The sequence below is a fragment of the Desulfuromonadales bacterium genome (assembly GCA_035620395.1).
GTDB lineage: Bacteria > Desulfobacterota > Desulfuromonadia > Desulfuromonadales > DASPGW01 > DASPGW01.
Genome location: DASPGW010000248.1, coordinates 1 through 16,532 on the forward strand (window position 1 = coordinate 1; position 16,532 = coordinate 16,532).

A 16,532-nucleotide genomic window follows, 5' to 3' on the forward strand; every position below is an offset into this window, starting at 1 on the left:
GATATGGATTGAAAAATCAGGCCTTGGAGAAGGCCAGCTCCGAGGTGAAAACCGGCGGGGAGGTGCACAACGCTTCTTGCAGGCTCTCTTCGGTAAATTCGACCAGTTTCCAGCAGTCGGGAGAGGCAAGGATCTTTTCAACCATCCGATGATTGAGATCGTGACCGGCCTTGAACGCCCGGATATGCCCCAGAAGAGGATAGCCGAGGAGGCTGAAATCACCGACTGCGTCCAGTATCTTGTGTCGGACGAATTCGTCACTGTAGCGCAGCCCTTCCGGGTTGAGGACCCGGTCTGCTCCAATCACCACGGCGTTGTCCATCGATCCGCCGAGAGCCAGGCCGTTAGCTTTAAGGTATTCGACTTCACGGAGGAAGCCAAAGGTCCTGGCCCCGGCGATGTCCCGGCAAAAAGAGCTGCGCGTTACCTTGATGGTCCGCTGCTGCAGGGAGATGCAGGGGTGGTCGAAGTCGATGTCGAAGGTGATGCGGAAGAAGCGCGATGGAATCAGGCTCACCCGCTTTTCTCCATCCACGAGGGTCAACGGTTTGCGCACCGCCAGGAATTTGCGGCTGCGGGGTAAGTTGCGGATGCCGGCTTGCTCCAGAAGTTCGGCGAAGGGGGCGGCGCTACCGTCCATGATCGGAACTTCCGGGCCATCGATGTCAATGTGGAGGTTGTCGATACCGAAAGCCGCTATGGTCGCCAGTAGATGCTCCACGGTCGATACGGTCAGTCCTCCTTTGCCGAGTACTGTGGCCAGTCGAGTATCGACGACGTTAGCGGAAATCGCTTCGATAGAAACGGTGCGTTCTCCTTCGGTCCTGTGAAAAACAATGCCTGTTCCGGCGTCGGCCGGCCGTAGTGTCATGTTGATCCGGCGGCCCGAGTGGAGGCCTGTGCCGGAGATGAAAATCTGATGGGCGATGGTGCATTGACAAATCATGTGAAAGGGTTTCCTCCCTGGATCGACCATAGATTATCTTGCTGATGGATCTTTATGCAGGAAGTTTGCCATCGCTGACACCGTGTGCAAGTATCTGAAAATATAGATGTTTATTGGGGGCATGAGAGAGAGGTAAGCCTGTTTGTTGCAGAACTGCAAGAGAGGGGTGTGGCGCCTGAAACACACCCGGACTACAAACGCCCGGAGCGAAGGATGGCGATGGCCAGCCAAAGACCGAGGATGCCGGCGATGGAATAGCCGAGAAAGCCGAGTGCCGGAAAACCGAGCAGCATGGGGCCTTTGTCGGTCTGCATGATGATGGACGAACCGACGATGAGGGCGGCGATAAGGAGGCTGAAAGAAATGCGGTTGCTCGACTTGTCCAGATCGGTGATGAGCTTCTCCAGACCGCGGTGCTCGAGGTCGATCTTGAACTTGTTGCGGTTTACCCGGTTGATGAATTCCTTGAGGTCCCGCGGCAGATTTTTCACCAGGGAGCCGTAGGCCTTGGTGGTGCGCAGCAGTTCCCGGGTGAGGCTGCCCGGGGCGACCCTCTCGTGGAGCAGTTTTTCCATGAAAGGCCGTAAGTGACTGATCATGTCGAAGTCAGGATCGAGCTGCCGGCCAACCCCCTCTATGGTGACCAGTGCCTTCGCAAGCAGCATCAGGTCGGAAGGAAACTTGATACGGTATCGGGTGAGGATTTCCACGAATTCTGTGAGGAGCCTGCCGACTTTGATCTCCTGCAGGGGGACTTCGTAGTAGTCGTCAATGAATTCGTTCAGATCCCGTCTGAGATGCCGTATGTTGGATTCGTCCATCAGTTCTCCGGAATAGAGGAGTTGGCTGATGACGCTGTCGGCATCACGCTGGAGGACGGCGACCAGCAGGTCGACCAGTTGAAACTTGAGATTTTCGCCAAGCCGTCCGACCATCCCGTAATCAAGCATGCAGATGGTGTTTCCTGGCAGGATGAAGAGATTTCCGGGGTGGGGGTCGCCATGAAAAAAACCGTGTACCAGGACTTGCTTGAGAAAGGCATCCGCCCCGTTGCGAGCAATGACCTTGAGGTCGTACCCCGCTTCGGTCAGCCTGGCGAACTCGGAAATCTTGATCCCGTCCACGAACTCCATGGTCAGGACCGTTTCGCCGGTCTGTTCCCAGTAGACCTTTGGAACATGGACTGTCGGATCTCCTGCGAAATTAGCGGCAAACCGATCGATGGTATGCCCTTCCCGAGCAAAGTCCATTTCCCGCTGGATGGTGCGCCGGAATTCCTTGACGATACCGCTGGGATCGTAAATTTCACTAGCCGGGATGTGCCGTTCGATCAGATAGGCCAGGCCGGAGAGAATGTCGAGGTCGGTTTCAACCACCTTTTCAATCCCCGGCCGACGAATTTTAACCACGACCGCCTCGCCGCTCTTCAGTCGGCCGCGATGTACCTGGGCGATGGAAGCTGCGGCAATGGGGATCGGGGTAATTTCGGCGAAAAGCTCTTCGGCTGACTGATCCAGTTGGCGCTGGATCTGGGCCTTGACTGCCTCGAAGGGGAAGGACGGGACCATGTCCTGGAGTTTGCGGAATTCCTCGATGTATTCCTTGGGAACAACGTCGGGGCGGGTGGAAAGAAGCTGGCCCAGCTTGACGAAGGTGGGACCGAGTTCCTCCATGGCCAGACGCATCCGCACCGGCTGGGAAAGACGCTCGATTTCCCGTGGGGCGCCGCCAAAGGTGACCAGCCTCCGTCCCAACTCCAGATAGTAGTTGATGTTGAGCTGTTCAACCACATGGCCGAAGCCGTACTTGATCAGGATGCCGAGAATGCTGCGATAGCGCCGGATGGAGCGGATGTTTCTATTGAGGCTTGAAAAAGTCAACATGAAGATGCGCCGGGTCCGATCAGGGTTGCTTTTCGGACTCCTTGAGCTGCTTCTCCAGTTGATGCACCTTTTTGCGCAGTTTCTCGAATTCTTCGGCCGTCACCAGGCCGAGACGTTCACTGGCTTTGCGAACTTCATCGCGGGCCAGTTCCTCGAGCCGGCTCTGGTTCTCCTTTGCCGTCTCCTGCAGTTTGACAAGCAGTTCGCGGCCCTTGTCCTCGCTGAGATTGAACTGCTTCTGCAGCTCGTCAATCAGTTCTTCGGCCTTTTTCTGGGTGAGCGACAGGGCGCCGATGCCGGCCAGCAGAGTTTTTTCGATCATCTCGATCATGGTGTCCTCCTGCAAACAGAGTCATTATAACTATTTGAATCATGATAGCACAGGCCGCAGGGGTTTCAATGGCAGCCGGTCAAAGTCCGGAGGCGGTCGGCGACGCTGGCGGCGGCCATCTCGCCAGCCTGAATCGCCTCAGCCGCCCGGTGGAAGTCGAGAAGGGCGATGCTGCTGAGGTCGGGACGAATCAGCACATCGATGTCGTGACGCTCCAGTCGCAGCTGGTTGATTTGGTTTTCCATGATGACCACGCTTTGGGCGCAGACGCGAAAGAGGCTGGGCGGCTTGCGCTGGGAGTTGTCTTTCCCATTCTTTTTGCCATTGCCGTTGCGACCCAGGATCTCTTTCAGGACACTCTCGACCCGTGCAGCATTGAAGAACTCGAAGGGATGCCCGTTGCCCGCCCCGTTTTCTTCCTCGACCGGAGGCAGATAAGTCTCGGCGGGTGCTTTGTATACCTCGGGAATGGCGCAGACCCCGATTACGATGTCCGCTCCCATTTCACGCACGACATCGGCAGGAACCGGGTTGCACAGCCCGCCGTCCACCAGGAACCGGTCGCCGAAGCGCACCGGGGTGAAGATGCCGGGAAAGGCAATGGCCGCCTGCAGGGCCTGCAACAGGTTGCCTTTTTTGATGATGAGCATCTCCCCCGTTTCGACATCGGTGGCAACCACAGCCAGCGGGATCTTGAGCTCCTCGAAAGTGTGGACGGGCAGCAACTCGGCCATGAAGCGGGTGACCTTCCTGCCGTCGATGAGTCCCGAGGTGGGGAGAGTCGGATCGAGCAGTCTGGCTAGTTGCCGCCAGTCGACATTGCGTGCAACTTCTTCCATCTGGCTGACCGGAACGCCAGCCGCATAGAGTGCGCCTATGAAGGCACCGACGGAGGTCCCGGCGATGGTGTCGATACGGATGCCTGTTTTCTCGAGAGCCTTGAGCACGCCGATGTGGGCCATTCCGCGGGCCGCCCCGCTACCGAGAGCGAGGCCGATTTTACACTGTTTGTCGGGCATGGATGACCGTTAGCAAGCGGGTTGTCGAGTGTGCCTGAGGCTGCCGGTAATGCGCAGCCCGGTCTATTGTGGTATTGCAGTTGTCATTGCGAAAGCGGACCCTATCTGCTTTCAACGGCGGAACAGCCAGAACAGGAAGGACAGGAGCAGGGAAAGCAGAACCGATGTTCCCAACGGAAAGTAGAAGGAAAAATTGTCCCGCTCGATCCGGATGTCACCGGGCAGCTTCCCGAGCCAGGGGAGCTTTCCGCCGAAGGTCAGAAAAAGGCCGATGAGGACCAGGAGCAGGCCTATGGCGATGAGAGTCTTGCCGGGATGCATTGCCGTCAATTACTGCTTTTCGGGTGGTAACGGTCTTTTTCCGAATAGATGCAGCCGCAGTACTGCTGGCGGTACAGACCCATGGCCCGGGAGGCGTCGATTCCTTCCTTCCAGCCCGTGCGGAAGTCCCGGTAGAGAAAATCGATGCTGTAGCGTCGGGCGAGCGCCTGACCGTACTCGCGGATGGTGTCGTGCTGCTGGAACCGGGAATAGAGCAGGCTGGTCGAAAAGGCTTCGTAGCCATTTTGCGCGGCGAACCTGGCGGTTTCCTCGAGACGCGACTGATAGCAGTACCCGCAGCGGCTCCCTGGTGATGGCGCCGTCCGGGCGAGGAATTCCTCCAGAAGATAGTCGTCCCGGTAAATCATCGTCAGCTCCGTGAGTTCGGCATAGTCGCGAACCGCATTGAGCCGGCGCTCGAACTCCTGATAGGGGTGAATATTGGGATTGAAGAAGTAGCCGGTGACTTGATGGTTCTGCTCTCGCAGGACCTTGACTGGATAGATGGCGCAGTTGGCGCAGCAGACATGCAGCAGGATATTCATTGTCGTCTCAGAGGATAGGCAGGGTCGATGGACGGGCGGAGCATGCGTTCAAGTATAACGATTTTCATCGTCAGATCAAGGAGTTTCTAGCGTTCAACCAAGTGCCATGGAGGCAGGGGCAACGACTGCCATATCTGTTCGGCCATGGCGTCGGCGGCGCGCGGCTCGGCGAGTTGCAGATGGCACTGGCGAATCAGCTCATGGTGCAGGGCACGCAGATCGCTCAGGTAACGGGCGAGGATCGCGGCTGCCAGTGGCGGCTCGGCGGGCAACGCTACCTTGCAACAGTTGCCGTAGGAGGCAAGGAGGAGTGCCCTTGCGGAGTCGCTCCCGTCAACCTCAAGGAACTTGCCTTGCTGGTCGATCAGTTGCACCCGGCCGAAAAATTCGTCGCAGACCCGCAGTGGGCCGGTATATTGGTACTCGTTGAGGGCCGGTCGATAATGGTCATAAAGGTACTGCTCAGGGAAGCGCGGCAGCCCGTCAATGAAGACGCTGGCGGTGATTTTCTCCGCCAGTTTTTCACTGTCCGGCTGTTTGCCGATTTCACCGGACGCAGGGCGGGAGCGGTTTTTCCGGGCGGAGCGCGCCGGCAGGGAAAGCTCCGACCCCAGCAGGCGCAGCATTTCCGATTCGAACACCGCCAGGGTGAGCTTTTCCGTTGCCTCTTCGGGCAGTCGCTCCAACTCATTCAGAATGCCGTCTTCGGGAATGGGCAGGCCATAGCGGAGGACGTCGGTGCGCAGGGACGGGGCCGGCGGCAATGGCTGGTCATTGCTGACCAGAGCCCAGAGCAGGGAGCCGAGACGCGAGCGCGTAAAAAGGAAAATCGCTCGTTCGGAACCTTCTGGCCAGAGGGGTTCCTCCGGAATTCTCAAGGTTTCCTTTTCCAGCATGTTGAAAATGTCTGCGGGGAGATCGAGGGCCAGGCGGTACAAGGAACGGTGCCCGCTGCCGAGCTGCTGCCAGGAAATAAGCCGGGGGCCGTCCGGCCCGGCCAACGTGCTGGTGGCTTCCGGGTCCTTCCCTCGGGTCAGGAGCAGGCGCAACCAGCCGCCTGCATCCCGGGAGAGAAAATGCAGCACGCATTCTTCAGCGAGCAAACGGTGCAGAGGTTCGCCGAAAGCGGCGGAAAGCCAGTCCGCAGGGATCCGGATGGCGAGTTCGGCCCCCTCTTCGGCCAGGCCCAAAAGGTGGACAAAGGTCCACGCCCAGGTCGGCGTACGGCGCGGCAGGGCAAAGCGCCGGGTCGGCCAGGATACTCGCAGGCGGGCGGCCAGGATCCGGCGCCCGGCCTCGTCCGGGAGACTCTGGTCTGTCAAACTGCCCCTGACCACGGACAGGGGGGTGGCGGGAGAGAGGTTGAAGGGATCAGTCGTCTGTAATCGCGCCGGCGTTGACGACTGCAGTTCGCGAAGCAGGGCGAACAGTGCCAGCACCGCCGGGCTGGCCACTTCGATGATCTGCCCCGCCTCCTGGAAAAGTCGGTCCGGATTTAGCAGCAGCACAAGGCCGGTTGCCGGTTCCGGGGTGAAGGGAAGAGCGGCAGCCCCCAGGCGCTCTGCCACATGAGCCAGCAGGATTTCGATGATCCGGGCCGCGCGCTGCCAGTCCTTGCCGCACTGCAACTGGGTTAGTCGGCGCAGCAGATGGTGGAAGCGGACTGCGCTTTCGGGCGGAAGGGCAATCTCCCCGTCAACCGCTTGCATCGCCATGCGAAGTGTTGTCGGCAAGGTGTCCAGAGCAAATTTCATGGCCCGTTCCAGCCCTTCGGGCTGAATGGCGCTGGGCAGCCGGTCGTGAAAGACCAGTGCCAGCAGGCGCACCAGGGTCAACACGCCTTTGCCGAAGGCCAGCTCTCCGGCCTGCGCCGTTGTCTCCAGCAGTCGTTCGCTGCGGGCCAACCGATAGCCGTCCTCAATGGTCGGCAGGGCCGTATCGAGGGAGCTGCGGCAAAGATTGGCCAGGCAGTAGGGGGAGAGTTGTCGGGGGGCAACGTTGCCCAGAACGCAGAGGACCTTGAGCTCTTCCATGAGCGTCGTCAGCGTATCACGAAAGTCCTCGGTCGCATTGCTGCCGGTGGCCTTCAGGGGGAGGGTTTTACGGCGCGTCACGACATTCCCCTGGTCTTCCCAGAAAACGACCTCCCGGGCCGCCCAGGTGACGAAATGTCGTAAGCCCAGGGCGCTGGCACAGTGGCGCCCCATCTCAATCGCTTCTTCCGCTTCCTTGCGGGGAAGCAGCAACACACCGCCGGCCATGAGGCTATCGCGATTGATCCAGAAAACCAGAGCGGGCTGCTTCTCTCCGGTTGCCGTGAGCAAAGCCGGGAAGGTCTCGACCTTGCGGAAGGGATAGCGCCCCTGCTCAATGGCTGCTTCTGCCCACGCGGCCAGTTGCCGGCAGAAAAGTTCTGTAGTGATTAAATCCATTTCACCTTCGTCAGGGGCTTTCCCGGACCCACCACCAGGACGGGGGGGTTATTGGCGGCGCTTTTCCATTTCGATAACCAGTTTTTTCAGCTTGTCCAGATCTTCCTTGAGCTTGCGGTTTTCCTGAACAAGACGATTCTTGTCCTGCTGAAGCGTCTGGATCTTGATTTCCAGCGCCTCACGAGCCCGGTTGAGATCGGCCCATGCCTGTGCCTTGGCGGTCCATGGGCTATCGGGATAATCGCGCCGCAGCGTGTCGAGGGCGGCTCCGGGGGCTGCAGAGGATGTCTCGTCCACCGCCTGCAGAAATAGCTGGTGGTCGCCCGGACTTTTCGGCAGCGACCCGCAGGCGGTGAAAAACACGGCCAGCACCAGCAGCAGGAGACGGAAAATGAACCGCGTCATATCTTTTTCCGGCGATTGATCAGATAATTGCTCCCCGGAAGGGTTTTGAGATATTCCTTCATTTTGGCGCATTCCCGGCTGAAAGCCTGCTGCGAAGAGAATTCCAGGTTCTGCGAGAGGATAATGGCTATGGAAATGGACAAAAGAGGAAATTCCCGCTCGACCCCGAAGCGGTCCTTGGCCACGAAATATCCGGCCTGGCGATCTTCTTGCGAATAGAAATCCGGCACCTTGCGATCGAATTCTTCGATGAGTTCCCGGGCCATTTCTTCGACCCGGTCAGGAACGGTCAGGACGATGTAGTCATCCCCCCCGACATGCCCGACAAGGTCGTGCGCATCCCCCTTGCGGTTTGCAATGCGCTTGATAAGGCCAGCGACTTCGGCCAGAACCGCACTGCCGGCATGGTATCCATACCGATCTCCGTACGCCTTGAAATGGTCGAGGTCAATATACATGTGGGCAAAAGAAAGCCCCTGCTGGATTCGATGATCCAACTCCCGGTCGATGGCAAGATTTCCCGGCAGATGGGTCAGGGGGTTGGCATCCAGGTGCAATTTTTCCAGTTCGCCGAGCTTGTGCCCCATCAGCATGAACTCGCGGGCCAGGGCGCCGAATTCATCCCGGCTGCGGATGTCGATCGGGTGATCGAAGCTTCCTGCCGCTATTTGCTCGGTTGCCCGAGTCAATGCCCCCAGGGACCGGTGAATTCCTAAGATGACCATAACGGCGACGGGCGCAGAGCAGAGAAAACCGAGGAAGGCCAGAAGAAAGGTAATCCTGTAGGCTTTAGCGCTCGCGGTCGGCAGGTCGTCCAGGGTTGCTTCAATGACAGCCGTTTTTTCCGCGGTAAAGGTTTCCAGTCGGTCGGCCAGCATGGTCCGCCGGGGGGCCAGGGTTTCCGCGGCGAATTTTCGGGCATCCTCATACATCCGGCCAGTCAGGAAATGCAGTTCCTGCCTTCCACCCTTTTCGGCCTCGATCATCAGCGGTTCCAGGGAGTTCATGCCCTCGGGGGAGGCGGCAGCGAGAGCTGCCCGGGTGCTGGAGAATTCTTCATGCCGCTGCCCGAGTATTTCAAGGAGAGCATCATCTTCAAGGAGCAGGAACTGCTGTTCGATCCGTTCCTGGGCCAAAAGATTGTTCCGGAGGTCCCGGATCAGTTCGAGGGCACTGATGTCCCGTTTGACAAGTTGCTCCGCCCGGCGGGTTTGGGAATGCAAACTGGTCAGAGCATAGGCCAGGGCGACCATGCTGAAGAATGCCAAGACCAGATACCCGGCAGAGATTTTGGTGGTGACGCTGAATCGAGCGGGCATGGATCCTTCACGTCGGGGACCGAAAATGGAGCCGTTCCCGGGGAATTGGGGAAGCCTCAGGAGAAGAGCACCCCTGTCTTTTCCCCTCCCGCGCCAGGCCGCCGCTGAAAATGGCGGTAAGCCTCAGGAGTGACGGTCCGTCCCCGGGGGGTGCGATTCAGATAGCCTTGCTGAATGAGGAAGGGCTCTATAACGTCCTCGATCGTATCCTTCTCTTCGCCGATGGCCGCCGCCAGTGTTTCCAATCCCACCGGACCGCCGGCAAATTTGTCGATGATGGTCAGCAGCAGCAATCTGTCCATGTGGTCGAAGCCGCAGTTGTCGACTTCCAGACGGGTCAGAGCCATGTCGGCCAACGCGCGGTCGATGCCGCCGTCGCCTTTGACCTGGGCGAAGTCCCGGACCCGCCGCAGCAGGCGGTTGGCGATACGCGGAGTCCCGCGGCTGCGGCGGGCGATTTCCAGGGCGCCGGCCTCGTCGACAGGAATGCCGAGAATGCCGGCACTGCGACGGACGATGACGGCCAGTTCCTCATGCCGGTAGAATTCGAGGCGGCTGATGACGCCGAAACGGTCCCGCAACGGCGAGGAAAGCAGCCCGGCTCGGGTGGTTGCACCCACCAGGGTGAAGCGGGGGATATCGAGCTTGATGGTGCGTGCCGATGGCCCCTGGCCGATCATGATGTCGAGCTGGTAGTCCTCCATGGCCGGATAGAGGATCTCTTCAACCACCGGGGAGAGGCGGTGAATTTCGTCGATAAAAAGGACGTCGCCGGCCTCCAGATTGGTGAGGACGGCCGCCAGGTCCCCCGGCTTCTCAATGACCGGGCCGGAAGTGCTCTTGATGCTGACGCCCATCTCCGCGGCGATGATGTTGGCCAGGGTCGTCTTCCCCAGGCCCGGCGGACCGTAAAAAAGGACATGATCGAGGGCCTCCCGCCGTTGGCGGGCCGCATCGATGAAAATCTGCAGGTTTTCCTTGGCCTTGGTCTGGCCAATGTACTCGTTCAAGGTGCGCGGACGCAGGGATGCATCGAAACGGTCGTCGTCACCGGCGGTGGCAGGAGAAATCAGGCGGTCGGACATAGAACAAAGTCCAAGGTTAAGGGCTGAAGGCTGAAGGATATAGCATTTCCTTTCGCCTTTAGCCGGGTTTATCGTACCAGGACTCTAAGGGCACCCTTGAGAACTTCTTCCAGGGATGCGCCGGTAGGGATTTCGAGGGATTCAAGGACCTTGCGTGCCTGGTTCTCCTTGTAGCCGAGGTTGATCAGGGCGGACAGGATGTCTTCGAGAGGGTCGGCTGGCAGCGTTGGGGCGCCGGCAAGCGGCGTCCGGGGTGCCGGCGGGCCGGCTTTCAGGATTTTTTCCTTGAGCTCCAGCACCAGCCGTTCGGCGGTTTTTTTGCCGATTCCCGGCAGGGCGGAGAGTCGCTTCACGTCGCCAGCGGCCAGGGCCGTCCGGAGGTCGCCGGCGGGAATGTGGGAGAGAATGTTCACTGCCAGCTTCGGCCCGACGCCAGAGACAGCCAGCAACTGGCCGAACAGTTCCTTCTCTGCGACAGTCAGGAAGCCGAACAGGTGGATGGCATCCTCCCGGACGTGAGTGTGGACGTGCAGACGGACGTCGCCTTCCTCCGGCAGGGCATAATAGGTGGAAAGGGGGATGAGCAGACGATACCCGACCCCGCCGACGTCGATGATGACATGATCGAAAGACTTGTAGGCAAGGTGTCCGGAGAGTAGTGCAATCATGGAAACCCGTGAGGTGTGAAGGGTGAAGAAGGAGGGGCTATTCCGCTCATCTCGCCGCCGGTCAGCAGCGTCTGGCCGCCGCCTGAAGACGGCCCGCCAGTCCGCAGCTGTGGGCGTGACAGATGGCCACGGCCAAGGCGTCGGAAGCATCCTCCTGAGCGATTTCCGGCAGATTCATCAGCGCCCGAACCATCTGCTGCACCTGCGGTTTGGCCGCCTTGCCGTAGCCGACGACCGCACTCTTGACCTGCATGGCGGTGTATTCGTGCACCGGCAATCCGGCGTTTACGCCCGCCAGCAGGGCGACTCCGCGAGCATGACCGAGCTTGAGGGCGGAAAGCACGTTGCGGGAGACGAATATCTGCTCGACGGCTACTGCCTCCGGGGCGAACTCGGCGATGAGCCGGGTCAGGCTGTCGTGAATAGCCTTCAAGCGCAGCGGCAGTTCATCGCCGCTGCGGGTGCAGATGGCCCCGTTGTCAAGATGGACCAGTCGGTTGCCCTGCTTCTCGATGAGGCCGTAACCGGTGATCCGGGTGCCGGGGTCGATCCCTAAAATTCTCATAAAATCCGGCAAAAGGCCAAGGGCGAAGGGCTAAAGGGAAAAGACATCAGGGATCTACCTTGTGTCTTGAGCCCAGAGCCTTTTGCCGGGTTTATCCCATAACCTTCTCGATTTCCTCGTCGGAGATATCGAAATTGGCGTAGACATTCTGCACGTCGTCGTTGTCTTCAAGCTTGTCCATCAGCTTGAGCATCTGTTCAGCCGGTTTCCCCTCCAGCTTGACCATGGTCTGGGGGAGCATGGTGATTTCCGCCGTTTCCCATTTGAGGCCTTTGGTTGCCAGGGCTTCCCGGACTTCGATGAAGTCGGCGGGGTCGGTGAGAACCTCGTAGGCATCCCCTTCGTCCTTGACGTCCTCGGCACCGACTTCCAGGGCAGCTTCGAATATGGCATCGAAATCCTGGTCGGTGGAGAAGGAGATCAGGCCCTTGCGGTCAAACAGGAAGGCCACTGAGCCATTCACCCCGAGGCTGCCATTGTGCTTGCTGAAAATGTGTCGCACGTCGGCTACCGTGCGGGTACGGTTGTCGGTCATGAACTCGACGATGACCGCGACGCCGCCGGGGCCGTAGCCCTCGAAGGTTCCTTCCTCGTAGTTGACCCCCTCGAGATCCCCGGTCCCTTTTTTGATCGCCCGCTCTATGGTGTCCCTGGGCATGTTTTCGCTCTTGGCCTTGTCGATTGCGGTACGCAGGCGGGCGTTGGTCCCGGGGTCACCTCCGCCGATTTTGGCGGCAATGGTGATCTCCTTGATCAGTTTGGTGAAGATTTTGCCGCGTTTGGCGTCCTGGGCGCCCTTGCGGTGCTTGATGTTGGCCCACTTGCTGTGTCCTGCCATGGTGCGATGACTCCTTATTCGGTTTCTGGTCGATCCGCCTTCCGCGAAAGGCGCCTCATGTTAGCATGAAGAAAGCCGGGCGGACAAGGGGTTTCCGGAAAACGCACGCCGCCTCGCCAATGCCATTTTTTATCTGTCCGGGCACAATGGCAGGCTGAAAAATAACCCTCCGGCCGGCCAGTTGGTAGAGGGCGAAGGGTTCAGAGTTCAAGAATCACCGGCAGAATCATCGGCCGGCGCTGCAGCGTGCGGTTGAAGAAGCGACGTAAGGCCTTGCGCACCTCCACCCGAATCTCCTCCCAGTCTGTGACCGCCTCAAGGCTGTGCTCGGCGAGGGCCTCACGCACCGCGGCGCGGGCCTGCTCCAGGTAGCCGGCGCTCTCATTCTCGGGAACGAAGCCGCGGGTCAGCAGTTCGGGACCGAAGAGGATCTCGCCGCTCTTCTGGTTGAGGGCGAGCAGGACGACGACCATGCCGTGGTTGGCCAGGTGCCGCCGGTCCCGCAGCTGCATGACGCCGACGTCGCCGACCCCCTTGCCGTCAACGAAGATCCGCCCTGACTCCACCCGCTCCTCCAGGCGCAGACCGTTGCAGGAAACCACCAGCGGCCGGCCGTTTTCCAGCACCACCGCCTGTTCCGGCGCCACCCCCATCTGCCGGGCCAGCTGTGCGTGCTTGACCAGGTGGCGATACTCACCGTGCACCGGGACGAAGAAGCGGGGGCGGGTCAGGGCGAGAACCGTCTTGAGCTCCTCGCGGCTGGCGTGGCCGGAGACATGGATCTCGCTGGTCGTCTCGTAGAAGACTTCAGCGCCCCGCCGGTAGAGATGATTGATGAGCTCACTGATCGCCTTCTCGTTCCCGGGGATGAACTTCGAGGAGAGGATGACGGTGTCCCCCGCTTCCAGCGCGATCTGCTTGTGGTCGTCCATGGCGATGCGGGTGAGGGCGCTCATTGGCTCCCCCTGGCTGCCGGTGGTCAGAATGAGCACCTGTTCGCGGGGCAACTCCCGCATCTGGCGCAGCTCGATCAGGGCGTCGTCGGGAATGGCCAGGTAGCCAAGCTGGCGGGCGATGGAGGTGTTGGTCACCATGCTGCGACCGTTGACGAAGATTTTGCGGCCGCAGGCCAGCGCTGCATCGACCACCTGCTGGATGCGGTGGATGTTGGAGGAAAAGGTGGCGACGATGATGCGGCCGGGGCAGTGCGGCATGATCTCGGCGAAGGCCTCACCCACCGTCCTCTCCGAGAGGGTATGTCCCTCCCGCTCGACGTTGGTGGAGTCGGCCATCAGCAGCAGTACCCCCTCTTCGCCGTAGGCCGCCAGGCGGCCGAGGTCGGTCGGCTGACCGTCTACCGGCGTCGGGTCGAGCTTGAAGTCGCCGGTGTGGACAATGAGCCCGGCGGGGGTGCGAATTGCCAGCCCGGCGCCGTCGACGATGGAGTGGGCGGCGCGGTAGAATTCCACCTGGAAGGGATCGAGGTCGATGTTCTGGCGCGGGTAGACCCTGTTGAGGCTCGCCCGCTGCGCCAGGCCGTGCTCCTCCAGTTTCCCCTGCAGCAGGCCGATGGTCAGACCGGTGCCGTAGATTGGCGGATTGCCGAGCTGCTCAAGCAGAAAGGGGATCGCGCCGATATGGTCCTCGTGGCCGTGGGTCAGCAGCAGCGCGCGGATATCCTGCTGCCGACCGGCCAGCGCCGAAATGTCGGGGAGGACGAGATCGATCCCGAGCATGTAGGCCTCCGGGAACATCAGTCCGCAGTCGATCAGCAGAATCCGGCCACGGCACTCCAGAGCCATCATGTTGAGACCGATCTCGCCCAGCCCCCCGAGGGGGAGCAGGCGGACGGCGTCGGGATGCAGAGGGTCGAGGTCCATGGTCAAAGGTCCCAGGTTAAAGGTCCCGAGGTCCGAGGCCCGAGTCACAGCTTCTCACTTAGCGCTCCGGCGATGGGCCGCCGCACCGCTTCCATCAGCGCGTCGCGCCCGGCGGGAGTGGTGCCGGCCGTCGGAACGGCGGGGAAAAGGGTGACCCGGATGTGGCCGCCGCGGATCCAGCGGGTGTACTTCGGCATGACGTCGTGGCTGCCGCAGATGGCGACCGGGACGATCGGCGCTGCCGCGTTGATGGCGAGCACGAAGCCACCCTTCTTGAAGGGGAGCAGGGCGCCGTCCGGGGAGCGGGTCCCTTCGGGAAAGACGATGACCGAGGTCCCTTCGCTGATGCGCCGGGCCGCCTCCGTCATGCTCCGGATCGCTTTCTTGTGGTCGGAGCGGTCAACGGGAATGTAGCCGGTGCGGCGCATGGCGAAGCCGAACAGGGGGATGCGGAAGAGTTCCTCCTTGGCCAGCCAGCGGAACTGGACCGGCAGCCCGGCGTATAGGGCAAGGATGTCGAAGTTGCTCTGGTGATTCGGCATGTAGACGGCGGCGCCCAGGGGCAGGTGTTCGTGCCCCTCGACCGTCAGGCGCACTCCGGCCAGGAACAGGCCGACCCGGGCCCAGAATCGGGCATAGGTGTGCAGGTAGTCGGGGCTGAGAAAGGAGACGGGAACGCCGGTCAGGATGACGAAGAGGGTCCAGGGAATGAAAATGAGGTAGAAAAAGAGGGTGCGCAGCATTCCGTCCGTCCTCCGCGAGTCTTTGGCCGCGCCAGTCTAAGGGAGAGGTGCGGGGGGAGTCAAACTTTTTCCGGCAAGGCGGTCAACGGCTAAGCCCCTTTACACCCCCGCCGATTTCCGCTAGACTCATCCGCACTCAATTCAAGGAGGGAGCATCATGTCTGTCAACAAAGTGATCCTCGTCGGCAACCTCGGTAAAGACCCCGAACTGCGCTACACCCCTGCGGGTGCGGCGGTGGCGACCTTTTCGCTGGCCACCTCGGAGCGGTACAAGGACAAAAGCGGCGAGATGCAGGAGAAAACTGAGTGGCACAACATCGTCGCCTGGCGTCAGCTCGCCGAGATCTGCGGCAAGTTCCTGCACAAAGGGAAGCAGGTCTACATCGAGGGACGCATTCAGACGCGTTCTTACGATGACAAGGACGGCAACAAACGCTACATCACCGAGATCGTCGCCGACCAGATGCAGATGCTGGGGCGCGCCGGTGAGGAGAACGGCGGTCAGGCCCGTTCCGGCGGCGAGTCCCGCCAGAGCCGTCCGATGGCGCAGGCTGCTTCAAGGAGCACTCCCGCCTACGAGGATTTCGCGGATCCCCCGTTCAATCCCGACGACGACATTCCGTTTTAATTTTGAGTTGTCTTTGAGGCACAGACTGTCCAGGCGAGGAGTGATCCTCGCCTTTTTCTTTGCGCGGGAGCTTGACCGGGACGGCATTCGGCGTTTAAGTTTAGGCAGGCGGCACATCATCCGGGGAGCGTGATCATGGACGACATGCTGAAGCAGGCCAGAAACCTGCTCTCAACCGATCCGAAGCTCGCTGATCTGCAGGTCCGCGAGGCGTCGGGAGAGTTGCACCTGTTGCGCGGCGACGACTGCTTCGCTCGGCTCATCCCGGGTGAGTGGGAGGGGGTCTGGCGGATGGAAGTCTTCCGCAACCTGGAGCGGTGGGAATGCCTCGATTTTCAGGGAACCCTGGAGGAGTGCCTGGTTTTCCTGACCGAGAACCCGCACTATCTCTTCTGGGAGGGGTGATTCGCGGCGGTGCAATGTTGTGTGCAAAGTCGTTGCGCCGCTCTGCCGATTCTGTTAACGTCGTACGTCTAACACGCCAGGGATGAATGAGAAATATGCTGGAAGAGCGCAGACGGCGGCTCAGGGAGGCGCTGCGCGACCCTGATGAGGGGGTGCGCCAAGCGGCTGCCGAAGCCTTGGAAAAACTTGAGTCCGTGCAGGAAATCGAGCAGGTACTGGCCACCCTGAAGGCCGGCAACAGAGGCGCCAGGGTAAAGGCGCTCTATGCTCTGGAGCGGATCAACTCACCGCAGGTTTTCCCCCCGCTGCTGGCTGCACTCAAAAGCTCGGATCCCGATCTGCGGGCGGCGGCCATTCAGGTTCTGGGGGCGAAGAAGGAGCCCAAAACCCTCGGCCCGCTGGTCAAGCATCTCAAGGACCCGGCGCCCGCCGTACGGGTGCATGCCGCCGAGGCGCTGGCGAATTTCGCCGACTCACGACTTGTTCCCTACCTGATCGCCGTTCTGGCTGAGGCGGATG

The 16,532-nt window shown here is 60.5% G+C and carries 18 protein-coding genes; 3 read left to right on the plus strand and 15 right to left on the minus strand.

All coding sequences use genetic code 11. The features are described from left to right. Window positions 1-16: 16 nt before the first annotated feature. The 15 genes from lpxC to VD811_13625 form a co-directional block, all read right to left on the minus strand. Window positions 17-946 carry a UDP-3-O-acyl-N-acetylglucosamine deacetylase gene (lpxC, locus tag VD811_13555; protein ID HXV22008.1) on the minus strand — a complete coding sequence of 310 codons (930 nt, stop codon included), beginning with the start codon at window positions 944-946 and terminating at the stop codon, window positions 17-19. A gap of 191 nt (window positions 947-1,137) precedes the next feature. Beyond that, window positions 1,138-2,829, minus strand: coding sequence for a 2-polyprenylphenol 6-hydroxylase (gene ubiB / locus VD811_13560; protein ID HXV22009.1), 1,692 nt, complete (start codon window positions 2,827-2,829; stop codon window positions 1,138-1,140). 19 nt (window positions 2,830-2,848) lie between these two features. Continuing rightward, complete coding sequence (locus tag VD811_13565) at window positions 2,849-3,160, minus strand: phasin family protein (GenBank protein ID HXV22010.1); 312 nt, start codon at window positions 3,158-3,160, stop codon at window positions 2,849-2,851. 65 nt (window positions 3,161-3,225) lie between these two features. Continuing rightward, window positions 3,226-4,179, minus strand: a complete 954-nt coding sequence (locus VD811_13570) for a patatin-like phospholipase family protein (protein ID HXV22011.1) — start codon at window positions 4,177-4,179, stop codon at window positions 3,226-3,228. A gap of 111 nt (window positions 4,180-4,290) precedes the next feature. Continuing rightward, entirely contained in the window at window positions 4,291-4,500 is a 210-nt protein-coding gene (locus VD811_13575) for a DUF2905 domain-containing protein (protein ID HXV22012.1), read from the minus strand. A 5-nt stretch (window positions 4,501-4,505) separates the two neighbouring features. Then, window positions 4,506-5,045, minus strand: a complete 540-nt coding sequence (locus VD811_13580) for an epoxyqueuosine reductase QueH (GenBank protein HXV22013.1) — start codon at window positions 5,043-5,045, stop codon at window positions 4,506-4,508. Between the two features lie 86 nt (window positions 5,046-5,131). Then, window positions 5,132-7,477, minus strand: coding sequence for a hypothetical protein (locus VD811_13585; GenBank protein ID HXV22014.1), 2,346 nt, complete (start codon window positions 7,475-7,477; stop codon window positions 5,132-5,134). A gap of 48 nt (window positions 7,478-7,525) precedes the next feature. Next, window positions 7,526-7,882, minus strand: a complete 357-nt coding sequence (locus VD811_13590; protein HXV22015.1) for a hypothetical protein — start codon at window positions 7,880-7,882, stop codon at window positions 7,526-7,528. Next, window positions 7,879-9,201, minus strand: coding sequence for a diguanylate cyclase (locus VD811_13595; GenBank protein HXV22016.1), 1,323 nt, complete (start codon window positions 9,199-9,201; stop codon window positions 7,879-7,881). The genes VD811_13590 and VD811_13595 overlap by 4 nt, the downstream gene beginning before the upstream one ends. 56 nt (window positions 9,202-9,257) lie before the next feature. Then, on the minus strand, window positions 9,258-10,286 hold the full coding sequence (gene ruvB, locus VD811_13600; protein HXV22017.1) for a Holliday junction branch migration DNA helicase RuvB: 1,029 nt from the start codon (window positions 10,284-10,286) through the stop codon (window positions 9,258-9,260). Window positions 10,287-10,354: 68 nt separating this feature from the next. Further along, a complete protein-coding gene (gene ruvA, locus VD811_13605) occupies window positions 10,355-10,954 on the minus strand; it encodes a Holliday junction branch migration protein RuvA (GenBank protein HXV22018.1) in 600 nt (199 codons plus the stop codon). A gap of 61 nt (window positions 10,955-11,015) precedes the next feature. Next, window positions 11,016-11,519 carry a crossover junction endodeoxyribonuclease RuvC gene (gene ruvC / locus VD811_13610; GenBank protein ID HXV22019.1) on the minus strand — a complete coding sequence of 168 codons (504 nt, stop codon included), beginning with the start codon at window positions 11,517-11,519 and terminating at the stop codon, window positions 11,016-11,018. A 91-nt stretch (window positions 11,520-11,610) separates the two neighbouring features. Beyond that, complete coding sequence (locus VD811_13615) at window positions 11,611-12,357, minus strand: YebC/PmpR family DNA-binding transcriptional regulator (protein HXV22020.1); 747 nt, start codon at window positions 12,355-12,357, stop codon at window positions 11,611-11,613. 200 nt (window positions 12,358-12,557) lie between these two features. Then, entirely contained in the window at window positions 12,558-14,237 is a 1,680-nt protein-coding gene (locus VD811_13620; protein ID HXV22021.1) for a ribonuclease J, read from the minus strand. 44 nt (window positions 14,238-14,281) lie between these two features. Next, window positions 14,282-14,980 (minus strand): lysophospholipid acyltransferase family protein, encoded by a 699-nt coding sequence (locus tag VD811_13625; protein ID HXV22022.1) that lies wholly within the window; start codon window positions 14,978-14,980, stop codon window positions 14,282-14,284. Between the two features lie 157 nt (window positions 14,981-15,137). Here VD811_13625 and VD811_13630 point away from each other — a divergent pair, with 157 nt between their 5' ends. The 3 genes from VD811_13630 to VD811_13640 form a co-directional block, all read left to right on the plus strand. Continuing rightward, window positions 15,138-15,608: a single-stranded DNA-binding protein gene (locus VD811_13630; protein HXV22023.1), complete on the plus strand. Its 471-nt coding sequence runs from the start codon at window positions 15,138-15,140 to the stop codon at window positions 15,606-15,608. 135 nt (window positions 15,609-15,743) lie between these two features. Then, entirely contained in the window at window positions 15,744-16,013 is a 270-nt protein-coding gene (locus tag VD811_13635) for a hypothetical protein (GenBank protein HXV22024.1), read from the plus strand. 86 nt (window positions 16,014-16,099) lie between these two features. Continuing rightward, window positions 16,100-16,532 (plus strand): HEAT repeat domain-containing protein (locus tag VD811_13640; GenBank protein HXV22025.1); only part of this gene is annotated, 433 nt, incomplete at its 3' end.

What these genes read in the sequence shown, in the direction of transcription:
- ruvC (HXV22019.1), bottom strand. Translation starts at nt 11,519, where the DNA reads ATGAGAATTTTAGGGATCGACCCCGGCACCCGGATCACCGGTTACGGC.
- VD811_13615 (HXV22020.1), bottom strand. Translation starts at nt 12,357, where the DNA reads ATGGCAGGACACAGCAAGTGGGCCAACATCAAGCACCGCAAGGGCGCC.
- VD811_13565 (HXV22010.1), bottom strand. Translation starts at nt 3,160, where the DNA reads ATGATCGAGATGATCGAAAAAACTCTGCTGGCCGGCATCGGCGCCCTG.
- VD811_13630 (HXV22023.1), top strand. Translation starts at nt 15,138, where the DNA reads ATGTCTGTCAACAAAGTGATCCTCGTCGGCAACCTCGGTAAAGACCCC.
- VD811_13625 (HXV22022.1), bottom strand. Translation starts at nt 14,980, where the DNA reads ATGCTGCGCACCCTCTTTTTCTACCTCATTTTCATTCCCTGGACCCTC.
- VD811_13570 (HXV22011.1), bottom strand. Translation starts at nt 4,179, where the DNA reads ATGCCCGACAAACAGTGTAAAATCGGCCTCGCTCTCGGTAGCGGGGCG.
- ruvA (HXV22018.1), bottom strand. Translation starts at nt 10,954, where the DNA reads ATGATTGCACTACTCTCCGGACACCTTGCCTACAAGTCTTTCGATCAT.
- VD811_13585 (HXV22014.1), bottom strand. Translation starts at nt 7,477, where the DNA reads ATGGATTTAATCACTACAGAACTTTTCTGCCGGCAACTGGCCGCGTGG.
- ubiB (HXV22009.1), bottom strand. Translation starts at nt 2,829, where the DNA reads ATGTTGACTTTTTCAAGCCTCAATAGAAACATCCGCTCCATCCGGCGC.
- VD811_13620 (HXV22021.1), bottom strand. Translation starts at nt 14,237, where the DNA reads ATGGACCTCGACCCTCTGCATCCCGACGCCGTCCGCCTGCTCCCCCTC.
- lpxC (HXV22008.1), bottom strand. Translation starts at nt 946, where the DNA reads ATGATTTGTCAATGCACCATCGCCCATCAGATTTTCATCTCCGGCACA.
- VD811_13580 (HXV22013.1), bottom strand. Translation starts at nt 5,045, where the DNA reads ATGAATATCCTGCTGCATGTCTGCTGCGCCAACTGCGCCATCTATCCA.
- VD811_13635 (HXV22024.1), top strand. Translation starts at nt 15,744, where the DNA reads ATGGACGACATGCTGAAGCAGGCCAGAAACCTGCTCTCAACCGATCCG.
- VD811_13575 (HXV22012.1), bottom strand. Translation starts at nt 4,500, where the DNA reads ATGCATCCCGGCAAGACTCTCATCGCCATAGGCCTGCTCCTGGTCCTC.
- VD811_13595 (HXV22016.1), bottom strand. Translation starts at nt 9,201, where the DNA reads ATGCCCGCTCGATTCAGCGTCACCACCAAAATCTCTGCCGGGTATCTG.
- ruvB (HXV22017.1), bottom strand. Translation starts at nt 10,286, where the DNA reads ATGTCCGACCGCCTGATTTCTCCTGCCACCGCCGGTGACGACGACCGT.
- VD811_13590 (HXV22015.1), bottom strand. Translation starts at nt 7,882, where the DNA reads ATGACGCGGTTCATTTTCCGTCTCCTGCTGCTGGTGCTGGCCGTGTTT.